We start from the raw sequence: 18,432 nt of genomic DNA on the forward strand, positions 1-18,432 counted from the left end.
GCTTCTTCCTACTCCCCTTGACGAATCATTTCCATGACTTGGTTTCGATCGACTATCCACTGGGCACGCTCATCCTTCTCATACGTTCGATTGGATAAAAAGATAGCCGCCTCCTGCTTCTCCCGATTCCACATGATGAAGGTACCTGTATAACCCGTATGGTCGAGCCAAGCCCCTTCCAGATTCCAGGCTAGAGACCGCTCCTTATCATCTAAGGGAGAAAAATTTCGGCTCAATTCTGCAGCAAAATCATCTTTCAAGTAATGTTCCAGAAAGATCTGCAAATCCTTAACAGTCGAAAACAAACCAGCACTTCCTGCGTGTTTCCCTAATAGACGGGCTTTGGGATCGTGAATGTTTCCAGCCTCCACTCCTCTCACTGTTGGGACAGCTTGCTCAACAGGACCAAACATCGTTTCCTTCATCCCCCATGGTCCCAAAACTTGTTCTTCTATAATCTGATCCAAGTCTTGGTCAAAGATTTTTTCCAAAAGAAAGCCCAAGAGTAAAAAGTGAACGTCAGAGTATAGGAAGGCTGACTGATCTCGTCTGTTGAGGTGAAACATGGCTTCTCTCAATTCCTCTGCACTTAACTTGTCTCGGTTGGGAATAAAGGGATCTAAGTCTGTGGCATGGGTCAGAAGTTGCCGTATAGTGATATCAGGATAATCACACTCCGGTAAAAAATCCATCACCGGTCGATCAATATCTAATTTGCCCTGCTGCCACAAGAAGATAAGAACCGTCCCCACTCCAACGACCTTACTCACACTAGCCAGATCATAAACCAAATCGCTCTCCGTCTTTAAGCCCAGTTCTGGATCACTCAATCCCAGATAAGACTCTTTCCATTCACCATCCTTATAATACGCAAAAGAGGCCCCGGGATAAATCCCTGCCTCGATTTGATTTTCTATTTTTCTTAGAATTTTTTCCAACTTCATGCTTCTTCAAACCACAATTCAATGTTATTGGTATCTTTACCAAGGAAGAATTTTTCAGACTTAGGGACAAAGTAGCCTGTCTTTTCAAATTTCTGACGAAGACTGGTTAGATCAAAATTCTTGACTAAAAATTTTAACATCGTCAGGTCCCAAGTGACATTGTTTTCAACAGCCAAATCTTGTCCTTGCCCTTTAGTAAAGATGATTGCTTGCGCTACTCCTTCAGAATCAAGTAAACTCTCTGTCCCTTCAGGCAAACGCAACTCCATAGAAACCTCAAATTGGCTCAAGTATTTTATACTTGTATTTGAATAAAATTCAGGAATAGTTTCCAGTAGAACCAGATCTCTTACATCATTTTCCGCATGAACAAGGATCACATCCTCTTCAGGTGAAACAATCTCAAAAGCATACCCTCGGTTTCCTTTAAATAGGCGAGGAAGAGACTTCATCTGAGAAAGGAGGGCCTCGATTTCAGAAGGATTCTCAACCTTTATCAAGAGTCTAGCTAGCTTCTTAAGCCCTTCAACTCTGCGTGTTCGCATGCTTGGAGCCTCTTCTAAAATCAATCTCTCCGTAGCTGTCTGGTCGCCTAAGGAAAGAAAGGCAGACTCTTCCAGCAAAGGTTTCATCCCCAGGGTTTCAATGTAAAAACTTTCATTTAATTTTCGATTATTAACTTTCAAAGTCGGAACGATCCGAACAATCTCATTCACATTCATATATTCCTCCAACTCTTTTATTTTAAAGGATTTTCGAATATTTTACAAGCCATATCTATTTTATTTAGAAATTTTACAAGAAAAAAACTGGGATACCCCAGTTTCATTTCTTATAGGTAAAGTAGTTTGAATAGTGCTACTGCTGCAATACCCGCTGCAATTGGAGCTACAACTGGAACCCATGCATACCACCATTTTGAATCACCCTTGTGTTGACCAAGAACTGATTTTGGAAGGAGTTCGTGAAGAAGACGTGGTCCAAAGTCACGAGCTGGGTTCAAACCAGGTCCAGTAGGTCCACCAAGTGAAGTTACCAAGGCCATCACTAGGAAACCAAGTGCCAAGTGCGCAACTGAGATCCCAGCAGCTGTATGTGGAGCTACTTGAGCTTTCACTGCCAATTCACTTAAATCAACAGTTTGTCCAGCTTGAGTAGCCATTTGTTTCATGTATTGAAGAACCTCAGCACCAAAGAAGTTTTTAGTCAAACCAAGTGCTGCAAAGAAAAGAACAAATGAACCTACAAACTCATTGAGGAATCCGTTAACAGTAGCTGCAAAACGTGATTCTTTTGTACCGTGGTCGATGCTTGAAATCGTTGAGAAGGTACCTAAGATATTGTTTGGATTTTCTGTCTTCAAGTAGTAAGGACGGTGAGTCGCTACAACCAAAGCTTGACCGAAGATTGCTCCCAAAACTTGTGCTAGGATGTAATATGGTACTTGCTCCCAAGAGAAAAGTCCACTAACAGCAAGTCCAAGAGTGAAAGCTGGGTTGATGTGGTTACCAGATACATTACCAAACATCAAGGCTGGGATCATAACCCCCATACCATAACCAACCGCGATAACGAGCCAGCCACTTTGGTGACCTTTCGTACCTTTAAGTTCAACGTTAGCAACTGCACCATTACCAAGAATGATCAAAATAGCAGTTCCCAAGAATTCTGTGGCATATTTAATAGCCCATGTAAAATCCATTTGATAGATTCTCCTTAAATTTTTTTAGACAATCCTTATTCTATCAATTTTTAGGCCTTTTAGCAATATCTTTTCTAAAAGAATCTATGGAAAACGCTTTATTTAACTTATCTTTAAGAAAAGGACAAAAGAAGTCAAACTCCTTTTGTCCTAATCGTTATTCTTGACGTTGACCAAAATCTGCAATCATCTGCTCCATCTCTTGGCGACTCGGAGTGGTCAACATATAAAGGTAGTCCCCTTGTAGCTCTGCAAAGGCTGCTGGCATGATTTTTTTGACCTTGAATTGCTGGCTGTACTTAGCAAGCAAGTCTTCTTCTGAATAGACATAGTTGGCATTGGCACGGCGAGAAGTAGCCAAACAATACTGTGGTTCAAACTCTGATACTGGGAACTCTTCACCTGTAACAATCGCCGCATAACCTTGGTAGAGATCCAAGGAGTGAGCGAAGTTATAAACATCAATGGTAAAGCCACCTGCAGGACGGTTATTGTACTCAATGGCAATGTAGTCGTCCCCGTCACGGAAAAACTCGATATGGAAAAAGCGCTCTTTCATACCAAATTCCTTGACAATGGCCTCGCCATACTTACGCAGTTTGGGATCCATATCCTTAAGCACATAGTAGGAATTGTCCATCTTATAAATCATGAGATCAAGTGGTGTATGGGCATAATCGAAAGTCGTTGAAAAGACGATATTGCCATCCTTGTCCACAAGCCCGTCAAAGGTACAGATTTCACTAGAAGTGACAAATTTCTCAAAGAAATACACGGTTGAATGGTCCCATTCAGCCTTAAAGTGATTTACATCGTCTTCTGTCTCAAGCTTAAAGGTTGCGGCCGCTCCCACTCCATTATCAGGTTTGGCAATCATTGGTAGACCGATTTCTTTCACTGCTTTATCCACATCTGCTTCCGTCTGGATAACAGCTCCAGGTACCACAGGAACGCCTGCTTTTTTGAAAAGTTTCTTCATTTCAGACTTAAACTTGGTCTTTTTGAGGTCCTCTGGTTTGGCACCAAAAATATTGAATTGCTCTCTGAGTGTTGCGTCCAGCTCAAGCCAGTATTCATTGTGAGATTCGATGCGGTCGATTGGGCCATGTTTGTAGAACAGAAAGGCAACAGCACGTTTGACTTCGTCTATGTTCTCAAGATTGTCCACACGGAAATACTCGGTCAGGCTATTGCGCAAAGGTTCATCTAGTTGTTCGTAAGGTTCTTGACCAATCCCCAAGACTGTAATGCCTTTATTGGCTAGCTCGATGGTAAACTGTTGAAAGTTTTGCGGATAGTAGGGAGAAATAACAAGGTAATTCATAGGCAACTCCTTTTATAGATACAGGTGTCCAAGAAAATAGGGCATTTGTTTGCGCCACCATTCCCAGTCATGGGCGACATCGTGTCCCCATTCAGCAAACCAGGCTGGAATTTGTTTCTGGTCAAAGGCTTCTTTGAGCTTGTAGAAGGATGGTAGACCGTCTTGTTCCCAAGCACCAAGGCCCGTGCAAACGACGATTTCTGCCTGACGGTAACGATCGATAAACCAGCCGTCGTTTTGATTCCAGATATAATCTACAGGTGAGTTTTGGTAAATAGCATCATCATTGTAGTAATCGCCAACGAAGAAACGTGCGTCGTAAACACCACTGAGGGCAATCACCTTGGTAAAGACATCTGGATGCTGGAGAAAGAAATTGAGTGCATGATAGGCTCCCATCGAGCAACCCGTTGTCATCATGCCATCAAACCAACCTGTCTTGTGCTTAATAAAAGGAATGGCCTCCTCAATCACATAGCGTTCGTAGGCGCGGTGCATCTCCGCCTGGTCATGACCATTTTTCCAACTAGCCAGCCAGCTCTCACTGTCAACACTGGATAGAGTAAAGAACTGGACGCGCCCTTCCTCGATAAAGGAAGCACAGGCGTCAATCATGCCAAAATCATAGTATTCGTTGTGACTGCCACCAGATGAAGCAAAAACAACAACTGGAATCCCAGCATGCCCATAGCGGTTGAGGTACATTTCACGATTAAGATTACCACTCCAGTGGCTAAGGTTTTCAATATGCATTGGCTTTCTCCTTTCTTAACTTACCATTTCTCTGCAAAAAATCGGAGACAGTCTGGTAAATTTTCCGACCAAGGTATTTCACTATGGATAGCACCAGACTGAACTTTCAAGACCAGATTATCCAAGTGTACTCCACCTGCAATCAAATCACGGTAATAGCGAAGCGACGAATCGATATAGGCTTGCTTGATATTGCCAGCCATCAAGGTCTTGTCCGTATCGTCTGCTTCTTCTGTTCCTACATAGATGAAAATGCGCTGTTCAGGCGACAATTTCTTACGCTCGATATAGCGGTTAAAGGATTCTTGGTGAAGCCAGTTAGCAGATGAGAAGACACCTAGACAACCAATTCGGTCTTGGTACTCTAGTCCGATAAACTGGGTAATATTGCCTCCTAGTGACGAACCAATCATAGCCGTATGCTGGCGATCAGCTTTGGTACGATAGGTTTCATCGATAAAAGGCTTGACCACCTCCATGACAAACTCGGCATACTCCACACCCTTACCGCCAAACTGTTGCCCTGGGATAGGAGATTCTTGAAACTTCCAAGCCGCATACTCATTCATCCGTCCCATACCATCATTGTCAATAGCAACAACAATCATACGACTGATGTCAGGATTCCGCTTAATGGCTGGAATAATCTTCCAAGAGTGTCCGATATAAGACTCCTTACTGTAAAAGACATTTTGCCCATCATGAAAGTAAATAACAGGGTAAAAACGGTCGGTGTCTTTCTCGTAGTCCTTTGGCAGGAGCACACGCACACGACGCTCTTTTCCTGTATAAGGAACCTTAAGTTTGTGTTCTTTCATTTTTAAATAAAAGTAGGAATGATTCATTGTCAGAAAACTCTCTATATTCAAAATTTTATCTCATTATACCATAAAAATAGAAAAAAAGTCAGTAATTGTCCATTTTAAGGATAAATAACTAACTTTCTTCATTTGTTTTTCTGAATTCTTCTGGATTTTCTGATTAGAGGAGATTGTCAATCAAGTTATCGACTTCATCTTTTTTAGCTTGAGGTGTAATCTCAGTAATCATAATCCCAGCCACTGCTCTCTCAACCAAGCCTTCAACATCCATGCGTTTTTCATACTGCTCTGCATTCTCTATCTTAGGATTGGTCTTAGGACGGTCAGGTGCAAAAATAGTACAGCAGTCTTCAAAAGGCTGGATTGAAATTTCAAAGGTATCGATTTCCTGCGCGATGTCAATGATTTCCAACTTGTCCATGGTAACCACGGGACGAATGATTGGAGTGCTAGTCACAGCGTTGATAGTCTGCATGCTTTCCAAAGTTTGGCTGGCTACTTGACCAAGACTTTCTCCATTAATGATAACTAAACCATTTCGTACCTCACGAATACGGTCGGTAATGCGCATCATAAAACGACGGGTCAAGGTCATGAGGTAGGCTTCTGGCGCCTTAGCCTTAATTTCCTCTTGAATCTCTGTAAAAGGCACCTCAATAAACTGGATATTGCCCCCAAACTTGGTCAATTTCCGAGTCAAATCGTGGGCTTTCTTGAGGGCACCAGGACTTGTGTATGGCGGGCTAGCAAAGTGGACGGCTTCAATATCTACCCCACGTTTAAGAGCTAGATAACCTGCTACAGGTGAGTCAATCCCTCCTGACAACATGAGCATACCTTTACCAGAACTTCCCACAGGTAATCCTCCCGCTCCACGAAAAGTTTCATAGGAAAGATAGGCAGCCTCTTCACGAATCTCAACCTGAAGATTAATATCTGGATTTTTCATCTGAGCTTGCACGTTTGGAATGGCCTCGAAAACAGCTCCACCGAGAGTTTGATTGAGTTCACGACTATCCAATTCAAAGTTGTGGTCGCTACGCTTGCTAGTGATTTTAAAGGTCATCCCTTCCTTATAGATTTCCTTCATAATCTCTTGGACAGCAGACTTCAGAACTTCCACTGACTTTTCAATCTTATACACAGGAGAAAAATTTTGAATCCCAAATACTTGTTTGAGCGATTCTGCTACTGCTGTATAATCAGCTCCATTGAGGTAAGCGTGGGCTCGGTCGCGATCTGCGGTTACCTTAACTTGGGGATAGATAGACAAAACGTCTGAAATATTATTACGAAGTTTATTGATGAAACGCATACGATTTTTGTGTTTGGTTGACAATTCTCCATAGCGAATCATAATTTCTGAATACTGCATAAATGCTCCTATCTTACTTTTCTAGTTTGATTGTAAATTAATTTTAGCTTGGTCAAGAACTGCTCGACCTGACTCATGTCATTTTCCAAGTCTAGGCTTAGACGCACAACTGACTGGGCCTTATCTTTGTCCACTCCCATGGCAATCAAGGTCCCCGCAGGTTTTCCTGCCTTGGACGAACAAGCAGAGGTTGTGGAAATGAAAATATCATAGTCTTCAAAGGCGTGAACGATGACTTCACCACGAACACCCTTAATCCCAAAAGTCAGGATATGAGGGGCAAAGTCTTCCTCATCTGAAAAGACAAAAATATCTGGATAATCCAGAAGGGCTTGACGAATGACTGCCTTCATCTGCCCTGTCTTACTAGCAAAGATATCTAACTTTTCCATAGATAAACGGAGAGCTTTGGCTGTCGCTGCAATCCCTGCCACATTTTCAGTTGTCGAACGAGAGTCTCGCTCCTGACCACCACCAGTTAAAAGAGGCGTAATCTTCTTACCAGACTTGATATAGACAAATCCAACACCTCTGACACCATGAAACTTATGACTCGAAAATGTTGCAAAATCCACTCGATCTGTCAGATAGTTTTCAATCGGAATCTTAGCGAGTGCCTGAACCGCATCAACGTGGAAAGAAATAGTCGGCTTATCTGCCAACAGTTTTGAAATAGCTTGAATTGGCTGGATAGAACCGATTTCATTGTTAACTGCCATGATGGAGACGAGAGTCGTATCAGGACGTATCAAATCTGCTAATGCTTCAACATCCACAAATCCTTTCTCATCAACTGGAGCAAAATCTATCTCAAAACCTAGACTTTTCAGCCAAAGGGCTGATTCCTTGACTGCTGGATGCTCAATAGCTGATACGATGATATGCTTGCCAAACTGGGCTTTTTCAAAGGCCACACCCTTGATGACCCAGTTATCTCCTTCTGTTCCACCAGAGGTAAAGAAGATTTCATCACTCTTCTTCCCAATCAAATCTGCAATTTGCTGCCGGGAAGCATCTAAAATTCGTGTTGCCTGATCTCCCAAACGATGGAGACTAGACGGATTTCCTACAATTTTTGAAGCGACCTGCATGTAAGTTTCAAGTGCTTCAGGATAAGGCTTGGTTGTCGCCGAATTATCAAAGTAGATCATGTTTTCTCACGCTTTCTAAAATCACTCCTTCTATTGTATCACGAAAAGAGACCTGCGACAAGAAAGGGAGGTTTCTCTTTTTTTAAGATTTTTTTAAAGAAATGAGGTATAATAAATCATAATTAAAGGAGAGTATCATGTCTAACTATCGTAGAACTTCAAAACCAAAAACAGAACACATCAAAAAGGGCTTTACTGTCTTTCAAAAAACGATTGCTACCATCGGTAGTATCCTTGGTCTCATCACCGCTACTATTACCATCATGAACGCCATGGATAATAACAAAAACAACAAAAAAGAACCGACGACAACCCAAACAACTGTTGTCAAGGAAATTCAAAAAGAAGCCCCTCAGGAAAATACTACACCTAACAGGGACAACACTCCTACTAAAGAAAATACTCCGCAAGAAGAAACTTCTCAATCCAATAAAAAAGAGGAGAAAAAAGAAGAACAGAAAACAACAACTCAGGATCCTTCTACACCTTCCTCAACAAAAGAAACAAGCGATAATGGAACACAGTCAAATACGACGAGTTCTGAAACTAAAACGAACCAGTAATCACCAAAATAGCTTCTTTCCAAATTTGGAAAGAAGCTATTTTTTATTGTTGCAATACTTTTCGTGGTTTGGTTCCCTCAGCTGGACCGATGACACCTGCCATTTCGAGTTCTTCCATAAGGCGGGTCGCACGATTAAATCCAACTGACAAACGACGCTGAATCATTGAAGCGCTAGCTTTCTGGGTTTCGATAACCAAAGCCTTAGCTTCTTCAAAAAGCGGATCGCCACCAGCTTCACCATCAGAAAAATCTCCTTCATTTTCAGGAACATCTCCTGGGTCAAAGCTGTCATCGTAGTCCGCATCTGCCTGAGCCTTGATGAAGTTTACGATACGTTCAACATCATCATCCGAGATAAAGGAACCTTGCAGACGGACTGGATGATTTTCATCAATTGGTTTAAAGAGCATATCTCCTCGACCGAGCAGTTTTTCTGCTCCATTCTCATCCAAGATGGTTCGTGAATCTGTACCTGATGAAACTGCAAAAGCCACACGAGATGGGACATTGGCCTTGATAAGACCAGAGATAACATCAACCGATGGACGTTGCGTTGCGAGAATCATGTGAATCCCTGCAGCACGCGCCTTCTGTCCGAGACGAATGATGGCATCTTCCACTTCCTTGCTAGCCACCATCATGAGGTCTGCCAACTCATCCACAATGACAACAATCAAAGGCAGCGGTACTTGTTTGTACTCAGATTGGCTATTAAATTCCTCAACCTTGGCATTGTAACCAGCGATATTTCGTACTCCAACCTTAGCAAAGAGTTCGTAACGATTTTCCATCTCATCCACAACCTTTTGCAGAGCCTTGCTGGCCTTGCGTGGATTTGTCACAACTGGAATCAAAAGGTGAGGAATGTCATTGTAAACAGATAACTCAACCATCTTTGGATCCACCATCATAAACTTGACCTGGTCGGGTCTTGCTTTCATAAGAATGCTAGCGATAATACCATTAACTGCGACTGACTTCCCTGATCCCGTCGAACCTGCAACGAGTAGGTGGGGCATCTTGGAAAGGTCAAAGGTGCGAGCAGTTCCATTGACAGCCTTACCTAGAGGAATTTCGAGGAGATTTTCTGGTTTAGTCTGAGACTGTTCCCAGAGTTCACGGAAGGAAACGGTTGCAATATCAGAGTTGGGTACTTCAATTCCGACTAAGGATTTACCAGGGATCGGAGCCTCAATCCGAACATCCTTGGCCGCCAGAGCCAGCGCTAAGTCATCTGCCAGATTGGAAATGCGGTTAACCCGTACACCAACTGCTGGCTTGACTTCATACTTGGTAACTGATGGTCCTATTTCAGCCCGTTCCACCGTCACCTTGATACCAAAGCTGGCAAAGGTTTCTTCTAGGATTTTGATATTTTCTCGAACAATCTTCTTTTCCTTGGACTGATCTTTTGGTTTATCTGGCGCAAAGAGTTGCAAGCTTGGTAGCTTGTATTCGAGGGCTTCCTTGGCAGAAAAATCAACCTGTACCTCTTCATCCTCAAAGTCTTCTTCCACATCTGAAACGTCAAAATCAGCTTGAGGGAGGATAATCTCCGGTTCGATCCACTCTTCCTCAGGAATTGGTGGGAAATCGTAGTCTGGTACTTCAGATAAGATTTCTCCCGTTTCAGGATCTACAGGAGGAAGCGGTAATGCATCCTGTTCTTCTTGTTCTCTCTGAATTCTGGCTGCTTCTTCAGCTTCTTGACGAGCCTTCTCTTCTTCTCTCTTGATGAAGCGTTCCTGTTTTCTCTGTTCCTGTTTTTCCATGAAAGATCTAAACTGAGCTCCAATAAAGGCAGCAACATCGTAAATAGACCAAGGACTAATTAAGAGTGCCCCAACTAGAATCAAGAGAACTCCAATAAAGTACGATCCGATATTGGAGAAAAGAAAGGCTATGGGAATATAAAGTCCGACACCAAGAAGGCCTCCACCAGCGAAGCTAGTCACCCGCATACCAGTCAGGTCCGTCATAACTTGAGACAAGGTCCCTTTTAGGACTGACTGCTCCAAGCCATATTTCCATACCAAGTAGGCCTCAAAAATCAAGAGTAAGCCAGCAAAGATACAGAGAAATCCTGACAGAAGTCCCTCTTGCTTGCGGATCCATTTAAATAGAAAAAGATAAATGAGGAGGCCGCCTATAGCCACATAGGCCAAACTTCCGACCACCAGTCGAATGAGATTGTAAAGAGTGACACCTGCTGCACCGAGTTTAAGGGCTGCAATAATCAACAATAAGGCAATCCCTAAGGAAATCAACATCCTCTGAATAGCCTGTTTTCTTTCGAGTTCTGCTTTAGACGGTCTACGTCTTGTTTTTGTAGTATTCTTGTTTGCCATTCTTTTATTATACCATATTTCACAGCCATTTCGAATAGAGAAAAAGATTGCACCAAATGGTAACAATCTTTCTATTCTAATACTTTTTATGCTTGTGGTTTGCGTAGGTAACCATAAACCACACCACTTACAATTGCACCAACCAAAACAAAGGCAAGGTAGAGAAGGGCATTTGAAGTAAGGGCGATGACGAAGATTCCTCCGTGTGGTGCCATGAGTTTGATTCCTGCAAGACCAACGAGTCCGCCCGCTACTGCTGAACCAAGGATGAAGCTAGGAATCGCACGAGCTGGGTCAGCGGCACCAAATGGGATCGCTCCCTCAGTGATAAATGACAAGCCCATGATGATGTTCGTCAAACCAGAGTTGCGTTCTTCTTTGGTAAATTTATCTTTAAAAGAGAAGGGTTGCGACAAAGATGGCAAGTGGTGGAACCATTCCTCCGGCCATAACTGCTGCCATGGCTACAGAACCACCTGAAGAAACAGTCGCTGCAAGCGTACCTGTACCAAAGACATAAGCAGCTTTGTTGACTGGTCCACCCATGTCGACAGCCATCATTCCACCAAGAACGATACCAAGAAGAACAGCTGAACCTCCTCCAAGACCGCCTAGGAAGGCATTCATATCGGTGTTGATTCTTGCCATTGGGATGTTGACAGCTAGCATGACAAATCCTGTCAAGATTGTTCCGAAAAGCGGTAGGATAAGGATAGATTTAGCACCTTCAAGTGAACGAGGAACTTTAACGTATTTCTTGATAGCGAGAACCAAGGCACCTGCGATAAATCCACCAACAAGGGCACCTAGGAAACCAGATGAGACACCTGCAAGAGTTGAAGTTGCTTCACCTCCTGCAGCATAAGGGATTTTACCAAAGGCAAAACCTTCTTTAGCAATAGCACCAGCCACGAAACCAGCTACCAAACCTGGTTTTTCAGCGATAGAGTAGGCTACGTATCCTGCAAAGACTGGAAGCATCAAGCCAAAGGCTGCACCACCGATTTTCATGAACATAGAAGCTAGCTCATGGTAAGATCCGAGATTGCCAAGACTATCTTGTGGCACACCAAAAGCTCCGTCGATTAAGAAGGCGAGGGCAATCATGATACCACCACCAATAACGAATGGCAACATTTGAGATACACCACTCATCAAGTGTTTGTAGAAAGCACCACCGATACTTTGTTTTTCATTAGATGCTGTTGCAGCTTTTGCTCCATTAGCAGCACGGTAAACTTCAGCATCTCCTGAAAGAGCCAAGTTAATCAATTCTTCAGTCTTACGGATACCGTCTGCAACTGGACGGTTAACCAAAGGTTTACCATCAAAACGATCCATTTCTACTGCCTTGTCTGCTGCGACGATAACAGCTTTAGCCTTGCGAATGTCCTCTGCAGTCAATTGGTTCCCAACACCACTAGCTCCGTTTGTTTCAACCTTGATACCAACACCCATTTCAGCAGCCACTTTTTGAAGGGCTTCTTGGGCCATGTACGTGTGGGCAATACCTGTTGTACAAGCTGTAACAGCTACGATAAAGTCGCCAGATTCATTGGCAGGTGCTTGAACAGGCTCCTCAGCTTTTTCTGAAGCTTGGTCAAAGAGTTCGATAACTTGATCTGCAGATGTTACTTGACGAAGTTTGTCAGCAAATCCGTCTTTCATCAAGTATTGAGACAATTCTGCCAAGGCTGCCAAGTGAGTATCATTGGCACCTTCTGGAGCAGCAATCATGAAGAAGAGGTCTGTTGGTTGCCCATCCAAGCTTTCGTAGTCAACACCCTTGTTTGACTTAGCAAAGAGAACCGTTGCTTCTTTAACAGCAGAGTTCTTGCTGTGAGGCATAGCAATTCCGTCACCCAAGCCAGTGGAAGTGAGAGCTTCACGCGCTAAAATGCCTTCTTTAAAGGTTTCAAAATCTGTCACATAACCGTGATCCACTAGACTTTTAATCATCTCTTCGATGACAGCTGTTTTTTCAGTTGCTTGCAAATCCAGCAACATGACATCTTTTCTCAATAGGTCTTGAATTTTCATCGTTTTTCTACCTCAACTTTTTCATATGTTTCTTTAATAAAGTCCGCTGTTGCCAAGTCATCTGAGAAAGTAGTTGCTGTGCCACAAGCAACTCCCCACTTGAATGCTTCTACTGCGTCTTCTGATTTGACAAATTCACCTGTAAACCCAGCGACCATAGAGTCACCAGCCCCGACTGAATTTTTGACTGTTCCCTTGATTGGTTTAGCGAAGTAAGCTCCCTCAGATGTGACAAGAAGGGCACCGTCCCCAGCCATAGAGATGATGACGTTTTGAGCTCCCTTGGCCAGTAACTGACGAGCATAGTTCTCGATTTCATCTAAACTTTCGAGTTTCACTCCAAAGATAGCTCCAAGCTCGTGATTGTTTGGTTTAACCAAAAGTGGCTGGTAGTCCAAACTATCAATCAAGGTCTGTCCTTCAAAGTCACAAACCACTTGCGCACCAGTCTGGCGTGTCAATGCAATCAAATCCTTATAGATAACATTGCCTAGGTTCTTAGCACTCGAACCTGCAAACACAACCGTATCATCTGCTGTCAGACTAGACAAAATAGCTTTCAATTCTTCTAGCTGAGCTGGTTCCACATTTGGACCCGTTCCATTGATTTCTGTTTCTTGGTCTGCTTTAATCTTGACATTGATACGAGTATCTTCTGCTACTTGGACAAAACGCGTTTCGATCTCCTCTTCTGCCAAAGTATCTGTGATAAATTTACCAGTAAATCCACCGATAAATCCAGTCGCGGTATTAGGAATATCCAAGCGCTTCAAAACACGGCTGACATTGATTCCTTTCCCACCAGCGAACTTATCATCACTGTCCATACGATTGACACTACCGACTTGAACTTGGTCCAAGCGAACGATATAGTCAATGGATGGATTGAGTGTGACTGTATAAATCATACTTCTATTACCTCCGTTTTCTTCTTAATAGCCTGCAAGAGCTCATGCCCTTGACTTGTGATGACAATAGCGCGTTTAAGTGGTGCGACCTTGGCAAAGCAAGTTTGACCAATCTTTGACGAATCCACCAAGACATAGGTTTGTTTGGCATTCTCTAAGATAGCACGCTTCACGGCTCCCTCCTCCATATCAGGAGTCGTATAATAACCATCGTCCACACCATTCATCCCGATAAAGGCACGGTCAAAGTGCAATTGATTAATTTGGTTAAGAGCAACACCACCGATACATGCATCTGTTGCCATCTTGACACTTCCTCCAACCATGACAGTTGGAATCTGTTTTTCAACCAACTGAACTGCATGGTGAATGGAGTTGGTCACAACTGTGATATTCTTATTAACCAATTCCTTGATTAAAAAAGCAGTTGTCGTTCCAGCATCGATAAAGATAACATCTTTTTCCTTGATAAGAGATGCTGCTTTCTGAGCAAGAAATTTCTTTTCTTGAAGGTTTTTGACAGATTTTTCTTGAATGGTTTCTTCTTCCTGCAAGGAGTGGGGCAATTCTGCTCCACCATGCACACGACGAAGCTTGTTTTCCGCCTCCAACTCATCCAAATCTCTTCGTACCGTTGATTCTGATGTTTCTAATAGACTAACCAATTTTTCTAGGGAAACTACATGATGTTGATTTAACTCCTCTAAAATCAGTTGCTTCCGCTCCGTTTTTAACACCAAACCACCTCCTGTTATCGTTTACACTATTCATTCTAGCACATTCTCTACCAAAGTCAAGCGTTTTTTATCATTTTCTTTCAAATTCTATCATTTTTCTTATTTCCAAAATTTTTATTGCAAGATAAGTGGCTTTATGGTAGACTATTTGAGTAAGTATTGGAAGATTACTCAAGAGGCTTAAGAGGCCGTGTTGGAAACGCGGTAGGCGTATAACAGCGTGCGTGGGTTCGAATCCCATGTCTTCCGTAGAAAAAAGAAAAACTGCACCTCAATGCAGTTTTTTATCGTTCTAAGAACAATATCTAGAAATGAAAGGCTGAGTTACTCTAACTATCACACCATATTTTTCTGTATCCTTCCCTATCCTAGAATCACTTTGATTTCATCAAAAAACAAGTAGTTTATTTTGACTACTTGTTTTTCTTCTAAATCTTGTGATTAGATATTGCTTTTATCTTTTTTATCTGAAGATTTGTCTGTTGATTTATCAGTGGATTTGTTTGAAGATTTATCAGAAGACTTGTCTGTTGATTTATCATTAGACTTAGTTGAGTTTTTACGGACAATTTTATCATAACCTTCTGTATCATCAAGCAACTCTGTTGCCAAAGTACGGTAATCTTCTTGTGAAATCAGCCAGTTTCCATCCTTATCCTTAGTTAATTTGATTTCAGTATCAAAATCACCAGTAGTGAAAGGTGTATGAGCTAAGTTAGGATCAACGTCACTGTAGGTTGAGAAATCTTTCTTAAATAGATGCTCAAAAATCCAGTAAGAAACCAATGTTTGGTAACGCTTGATGTCAACGTTTGAACCAGCTTGATTGTATTTACCTAGGTTATCAACACCTCCAATAAGAGTAGTGAGAACTTCCCTTGTAGATGAAGCCAATCCTTTAGAGTGTAACTTCTTAGAGTTGAAAGTAACAGTCGCTGTATTTCCTGATTCATCAACCTTCACGTCTTTAACAGTGTAAGAACCGATATCTTGATATAATCTACGTCTCATCTTCAAGAAACCTGAAATGGTTTCTTCTGGAGTTTCTACAGGGAAATCTTTGTGCCATTGTACTGAGTAGGTAGATGCAGGTGAAAGACCTTCTTCTTTGATTTTTTCACTTGTTTGAACTGCAAATACGGCCTCAGTCCATTTTTCATAAGTGTCGCCATAAATCTTCTTAAATCGAGCAGAGTCGCTAGTAAGAACTGAGTCTAAGAGAATCTCAGCATCCTTTGTAACCTTTTCTTTAACTTCTGCTGCCTCATCCTTCTTCTCAACTTGTTCTGTATTCTCCTTGTTATCAGAAGAAGCTTCAGATGACTGATTAGAAAATACAGAACATGCACCCAAGACAACCGTCGAAAGTGCTAAGATACTTAGTAACTTGATCTTTTTCATGTTTCACCTCTTTATGAAAATTTACTCTTGGAGACCACCTCCAAGTTGATTGGTTTAGAAAAACACTGGGTTTATCTAACGGAGAATGGGGGATTCGAACCCCCGCGCCAGTTACCCGACCTAACGATTTAGCAAACCGTCCTCTTCAGCCTCTTGAGTAATTCTCCACTAACATACTAGAATAAATAGGATACAACGAAGGATACAATTTGGAAAAAATCTACTGTATACCTGTTCATAATGGAGCCGGTGGGAGTTATAAAAACCTTATTAGACCGGCTTGTAAAAGGATTGTTGTATCCTTTAGTGTATCCCTATCATATTTTTGACTAGTTTCATTTTCAAACTATTATACCATGAGATTTTTTTTCAGACAAATAAAAACCTTTATTTTCACAGCCTTGCATCTTCTCTCTCCATCTCATACATCCTCACCGAATGCAACACGAGATCACGATATTTCCAGGTTGATACCAGGTACTCAATCACTTCCTGGTCATCTATCTTGCATTCCATGAACAGCAATAGCTTGACCGTGTACTCATTTTTCAAAATTGGCACAGTGTAAGTCACATCTACCCAATGCTCAAAACCTAAGTCTGTCTGTTCTACGCTCGCAAGTTCAATGTTCAAAATGTTCATATTTTCTTCCTCCTACCTATCTATTCGTAAAAAAATAAAAAGTAGTGAAAAAATCATTATTTTTTTTAATTCTAATACTACTTTCAGAACAAACAAAAAAACCGCAAGCCTAAGCCTGCGGTTACAATTCGAACAATATTTTAGAATTTCCTTTCTATTTTTTAAAAATTATTTTGTGGTAATAATTAGTCCATCAGGTAATACATCAAATGCTGGTTTGTCTGAACGGCTGCCATCTTCATTGACGTAGTACCAGCCTCCTTCGACTTTGACAAGTTCTTTTGAAGACATTTCGCCATTCTCTTCTTTGAGATGATATAGTTTGTCCTTGTATTGAACCCAGCCAGTAACCATTGCTCCTGAAGCATCAAGATAGTACCATTTGCCATTCACAAGCACCCAACCAACGGCCATTGCGCCGTTTTCTTTGAGGTAGTACCATTTTCCATCATCCTTCAACCATCGAGAAGCTATTGAATAACCTCTCTCATTGAAGTAGTACCAGATACCATCAATCTTTTCCCACTCCTCTTTTGGATAGGCGCCATTGGGGTATTCATACCACCAACCAGTTTCATTGCGTTTCCATTTGGGCTTAGCTTCTTCATCATCTAGTAAAACAATGTTCTTGTCATACGGGCTTGAAGAGTATTGCCACCAGCGAATCCCGTCCATTGATGGGAAATATTCAAAATCTGCATTTCCATCATTTAGCCCATAGCCAGCAATCCAAAGGCTGTTTGGGAATTTCGCAAGAATCTGCTCATAATAGATATTATTGAGCGTGAATGGCTTGTAGCTGTAATAGATTGGCTCATAGCCATTTTCTTTGAGGATTTCCATGAAGCGAATACAAGCATCTGTATTTGCCTGTTTATCTCCGCTAGCGTGATCTTCGTAATCAAGACACAAGTATTTTACTTTTTGAGGCACATTATCAAGGAAGTAGCGTGCTTCTCGTTCGGCTTCTTCAATGTCACCACCAAACCAAGCAAAATGATAGAATCCAACTGGTGTGGATTGCTCAACTTGAGCAGACAGGCAAGGGTTTAGGTAATTTGTACTTTCAGAAACTTTGATAATAGTATTCTGTGTACCCATGTCAGCCAAAATACCTGTAATATCGTATCCATTGTGGCTGGATACGTCGATGAATAAGTCGTTTTTCTTCATTGTTCTCTCCTAGTCTTCGCTTGGTTCTTGATAGTCAAGAGCACGTTTGCTGTCCGAAATCCCTGCTGTGGTTGGGTCATTCACGACACCAATCAATACCAGGATGTAAACGAATGTGTTCACACCGTCCTGGATATTTTTGGGGATTTCAAGTCCGAATTGTTGGGCCATAAGGAAGATTGCTCCAAGAAGAGCAATGAGTGTTGTTTTGTTTTGCAAGCGCAATTTCCAGTTAATCATTTTTGAGTTTCTCCTTTTATTGTTGTTTGTTTTGAATTAGGCTTTTAAGCTCTCTTACATCCTCACCAAGTGATTTCACTTGCTCAGCTAGAACAAGTATGGCCTTGTTTTGCTCGTCGTGATTATCAAGCCGCTTGTTGGCTGATGTCTTGAATTCGTTCAGATTTTCGATATCTTTCTCTAAAATCGTAAGACGATTCTCCTGCTTGGTTGCTTTATCTTTCATCGAAAAATAAAGACCAATCACAGGAATGAGGGTGATAAAGATCTGTACGAGAAATCGTTCATAACCTGGCATACGACCTCCT

17 protein-coding genes, 2 tRNA genes and 1 pseudogene are annotated in these 18,432 nt (G+C 41.9%); 2 read left to right on the forward strand and 18 right to left on the reverse strand.

Annotation, left to right across the window (positions count from 1 at the left end; genetic code table 11):
• Positions 1 to 8: 8 nt before the first annotated feature.
• From MK395_RS04820 to MK395_RS04855, 8 genes are all read right to left on the reverse strand, one after another.
• Positions 9 to 944, reverse strand: a complete 936-nt coding sequence (locus MK395_RS04820; RefSeq protein WP_000764153.1) for a serine hydrolase domain-containing protein — start codon at positions 942 to 944, stop codon at positions 9 to 11.
• Positions 941 to 1,666, reverse strand: coding sequence for a CppA N-terminal domain-containing protein (locus tag MK395_RS04825; RefSeq protein ID WP_084945279.1), 726 nt, complete (start codon positions 1,664 to 1,666; stop codon positions 941 to 943). The genes MK395_RS04820 and MK395_RS04825 overlap by 4 nt, the downstream gene beginning before the upstream one ends.
• Before the next feature lie 110 nt (positions 1,667 to 1,776).
• Complete coding sequence (gene gla, locus MK395_RS04830) at positions 1,777 to 2,646, reverse strand: aquaglyceroporin Gla (protein WP_000348117.1); 870 nt, start codon at positions 2,644 to 2,646, stop codon at positions 1,777 to 1,779.
• Positions 2,647 to 2,803: 157 nt separating this feature from the next.
• The gene (locus MK395_RS04835) at positions 2,804 to 3,970 is read right to left on the reverse strand and encodes an ATP-grasp domain-containing protein (RefSeq protein ID WP_049485345.1); all 1,167 of its coding nucleotides are present in this window, start codon (positions 3,968 to 3,970) and stop codon (positions 2,804 to 2,806) included.
• A 12-nt stretch (positions 3,971 to 3,982) separates the two neighbouring features.
• Positions 3,983 to 4,723, reverse strand: a complete 741-nt coding sequence (locus MK395_RS04840; RefSeq protein ID WP_049520751.1) for an esterase family protein — start codon at positions 4,721 to 4,723, stop codon at positions 3,983 to 3,985.
• A gap of 20 nt (positions 4,724 to 4,743) precedes the next feature.
• Positions 4,744 to 5,568: an alpha/beta hydrolase gene (locus MK395_RS04845; protein ID WP_084945281.1), complete on the reverse strand. Its 825-nt coding sequence runs from the start codon at positions 5,566 to 5,568 to the stop codon at positions 4,744 to 4,746.
• A 136-nt stretch (positions 5,569 to 5,704) separates the two neighbouring features.
• Complete coding sequence (thiI, locus tag MK395_RS04850) at positions 5,705 to 6,919, reverse strand: tRNA uracil 4-sulfurtransferase ThiI (RefSeq protein ID WP_084945282.1); 1,215 nt, start codon at positions 6,917 to 6,919, stop codon at positions 5,705 to 5,707.
• A gap of 8 nt (positions 6,920 to 6,927) precedes the next feature.
• Entirely contained in the window at positions 6,928 to 8,070 is a 1,143-nt protein-coding gene (locus MK395_RS04855; protein ID WP_268711380.1) for a cysteine desulfurase family protein, read from the reverse strand.
• A 137-nt stretch (positions 8,071 to 8,207) separates the two neighbouring features.
• On the opposite strand from MK395_RS04855, the gene MK395_RS04860 reads away from it, so the two are divergent.
• On the forward strand, positions 8,208 to 8,633 hold the full coding sequence (locus MK395_RS04860; RefSeq protein WP_049501330.1) for a DUF6556 family protein: 426 nt from the start codon (positions 8,208 to 8,210) through the stop codon (positions 8,631 to 8,633).
• 43 nt (positions 8,634 to 8,676) lie between these two features.
• Here MK395_RS04860 and MK395_RS04865 read toward each other — a convergent pair whose 3' ends face one another.
• From MK395_RS04865 to MK395_RS04880, 4 genes and pseudogenes are all read right to left on the reverse strand, one after another.
• Positions 8,677 to 10,983 carry a DNA translocase FtsK gene (locus MK395_RS04865; protein WP_326845690.1) on the reverse strand — a complete coding sequence of 769 codons (2,307 nt, stop codon included), beginning with the start codon at positions 10,981 to 10,983 and terminating at the stop codon, positions 8,677 to 8,679.
• An 86-nt stretch (positions 10,984 to 11,069) separates the two neighbouring features.
• Positions 11,070 to 13,023: pseudogene (locus tag MK395_RS04870) on the reverse strand (PTS fructose transporter subunit IIABC).
• The gene (gene pfkB, locus MK395_RS04875; RefSeq protein WP_268711382.1) at positions 13,020 to 13,931 is read right to left on the reverse strand and encodes a 1-phosphofructokinase; all 912 of its coding nucleotides are present in this window, start codon (positions 13,929 to 13,931) and stop codon (positions 13,020 to 13,022) included. Before pfkB ends, MK395_RS04870 begins: the two are co-directional and overlap by 4 nt.
• Complete coding sequence (locus MK395_RS04880; protein ID WP_268711383.1) at positions 13,928 to 14,668, reverse strand: DeoR/GlpR family DNA-binding transcription regulator; 741 nt, start codon at positions 14,666 to 14,668, stop codon at positions 13,928 to 13,930. The genes pfkB and MK395_RS04880 overlap by 4 nt, the downstream gene beginning before the upstream one ends.
• 161 nt (positions 14,669 to 14,829) lie before the next feature.
• Here MK395_RS04880 and MK395_RS04885 point away from each other — a divergent pair.
• Positions 14,830 to 14,917 (forward strand) — tRNA-Ser (locus MK395_RS04885).
• Between the two features lie 192 nt (positions 14,918 to 15,109).
• Here the strand turns inward: MK395_RS04885 and MK395_RS04890 are convergent.
• The 6 genes from MK395_RS04890 to MK395_RS04915 all read right to left on the reverse strand — a co-directional run bounded on the left by MK395_RS04890 (position 15,110) and on the right by MK395_RS04915 (position 18,422).
• The gene (locus MK395_RS04890) at positions 15,110 to 16,069 is read right to left on the reverse strand and encodes a hypothetical protein (protein WP_000721422.1); all 960 of its coding nucleotides are present in this window, start codon (positions 16,067 to 16,069) and stop codon (positions 15,110 to 15,112) included.
• A gap of 79 nt (positions 16,070 to 16,148) precedes the next feature.
• Positions 16,149 to 16,236, reverse strand: a tRNA-Ser gene (locus MK395_RS04895).
• Between the two features lie 226 nt (positions 16,237 to 16,462).
• Positions 16,463 to 16,711, reverse strand: a complete 249-nt coding sequence (locus tag MK395_RS04900; protein WP_268711384.1) for a DUF7720 family protein — start codon at positions 16,709 to 16,711, stop codon at positions 16,463 to 16,465.
• A 168-nt stretch (positions 16,712 to 16,879) separates the two neighbouring features.
• On the reverse strand, positions 16,880 to 17,884 hold the full coding sequence (locus MK395_RS04905; protein WP_268711385.1) for a GH25 family lysozyme: 1,005 nt from the start codon (positions 17,882 to 17,884) through the stop codon (positions 16,880 to 16,882).
• Positions 17,885 to 17,893: 9 nt separating this feature from the next.
• Positions 17,894 to 18,124, reverse strand: a complete 231-nt coding sequence (locus MK395_RS04910) for a phage holin (RefSeq protein WP_075230971.1) — start codon at positions 18,122 to 18,124, stop codon at positions 17,894 to 17,896.
• Positions 18,125 to 18,140: 16 nt separating this feature from the next.
• Positions 18,141 to 18,422 carry a DUF7365 family protein gene (locus tag MK395_RS04915; RefSeq protein ID WP_036756718.1) on the reverse strand — a complete coding sequence of 94 codons (282 nt, stop codon included), beginning with the start codon at positions 18,420 to 18,422 and terminating at the stop codon, positions 18,141 to 18,143.
• Positions 18,423 to 18,432 lie beyond the last annotated feature (10 nt).

Origin of the sequence: Streptococcus oralis (assembly GCF_026782085.1) — a bacterium.
Classification (GTDB): Bacteria; Bacillota; Bacilli; order Lactobacillales; family Streptococcaceae; genus Streptococcus; species Streptococcus oralis_DA.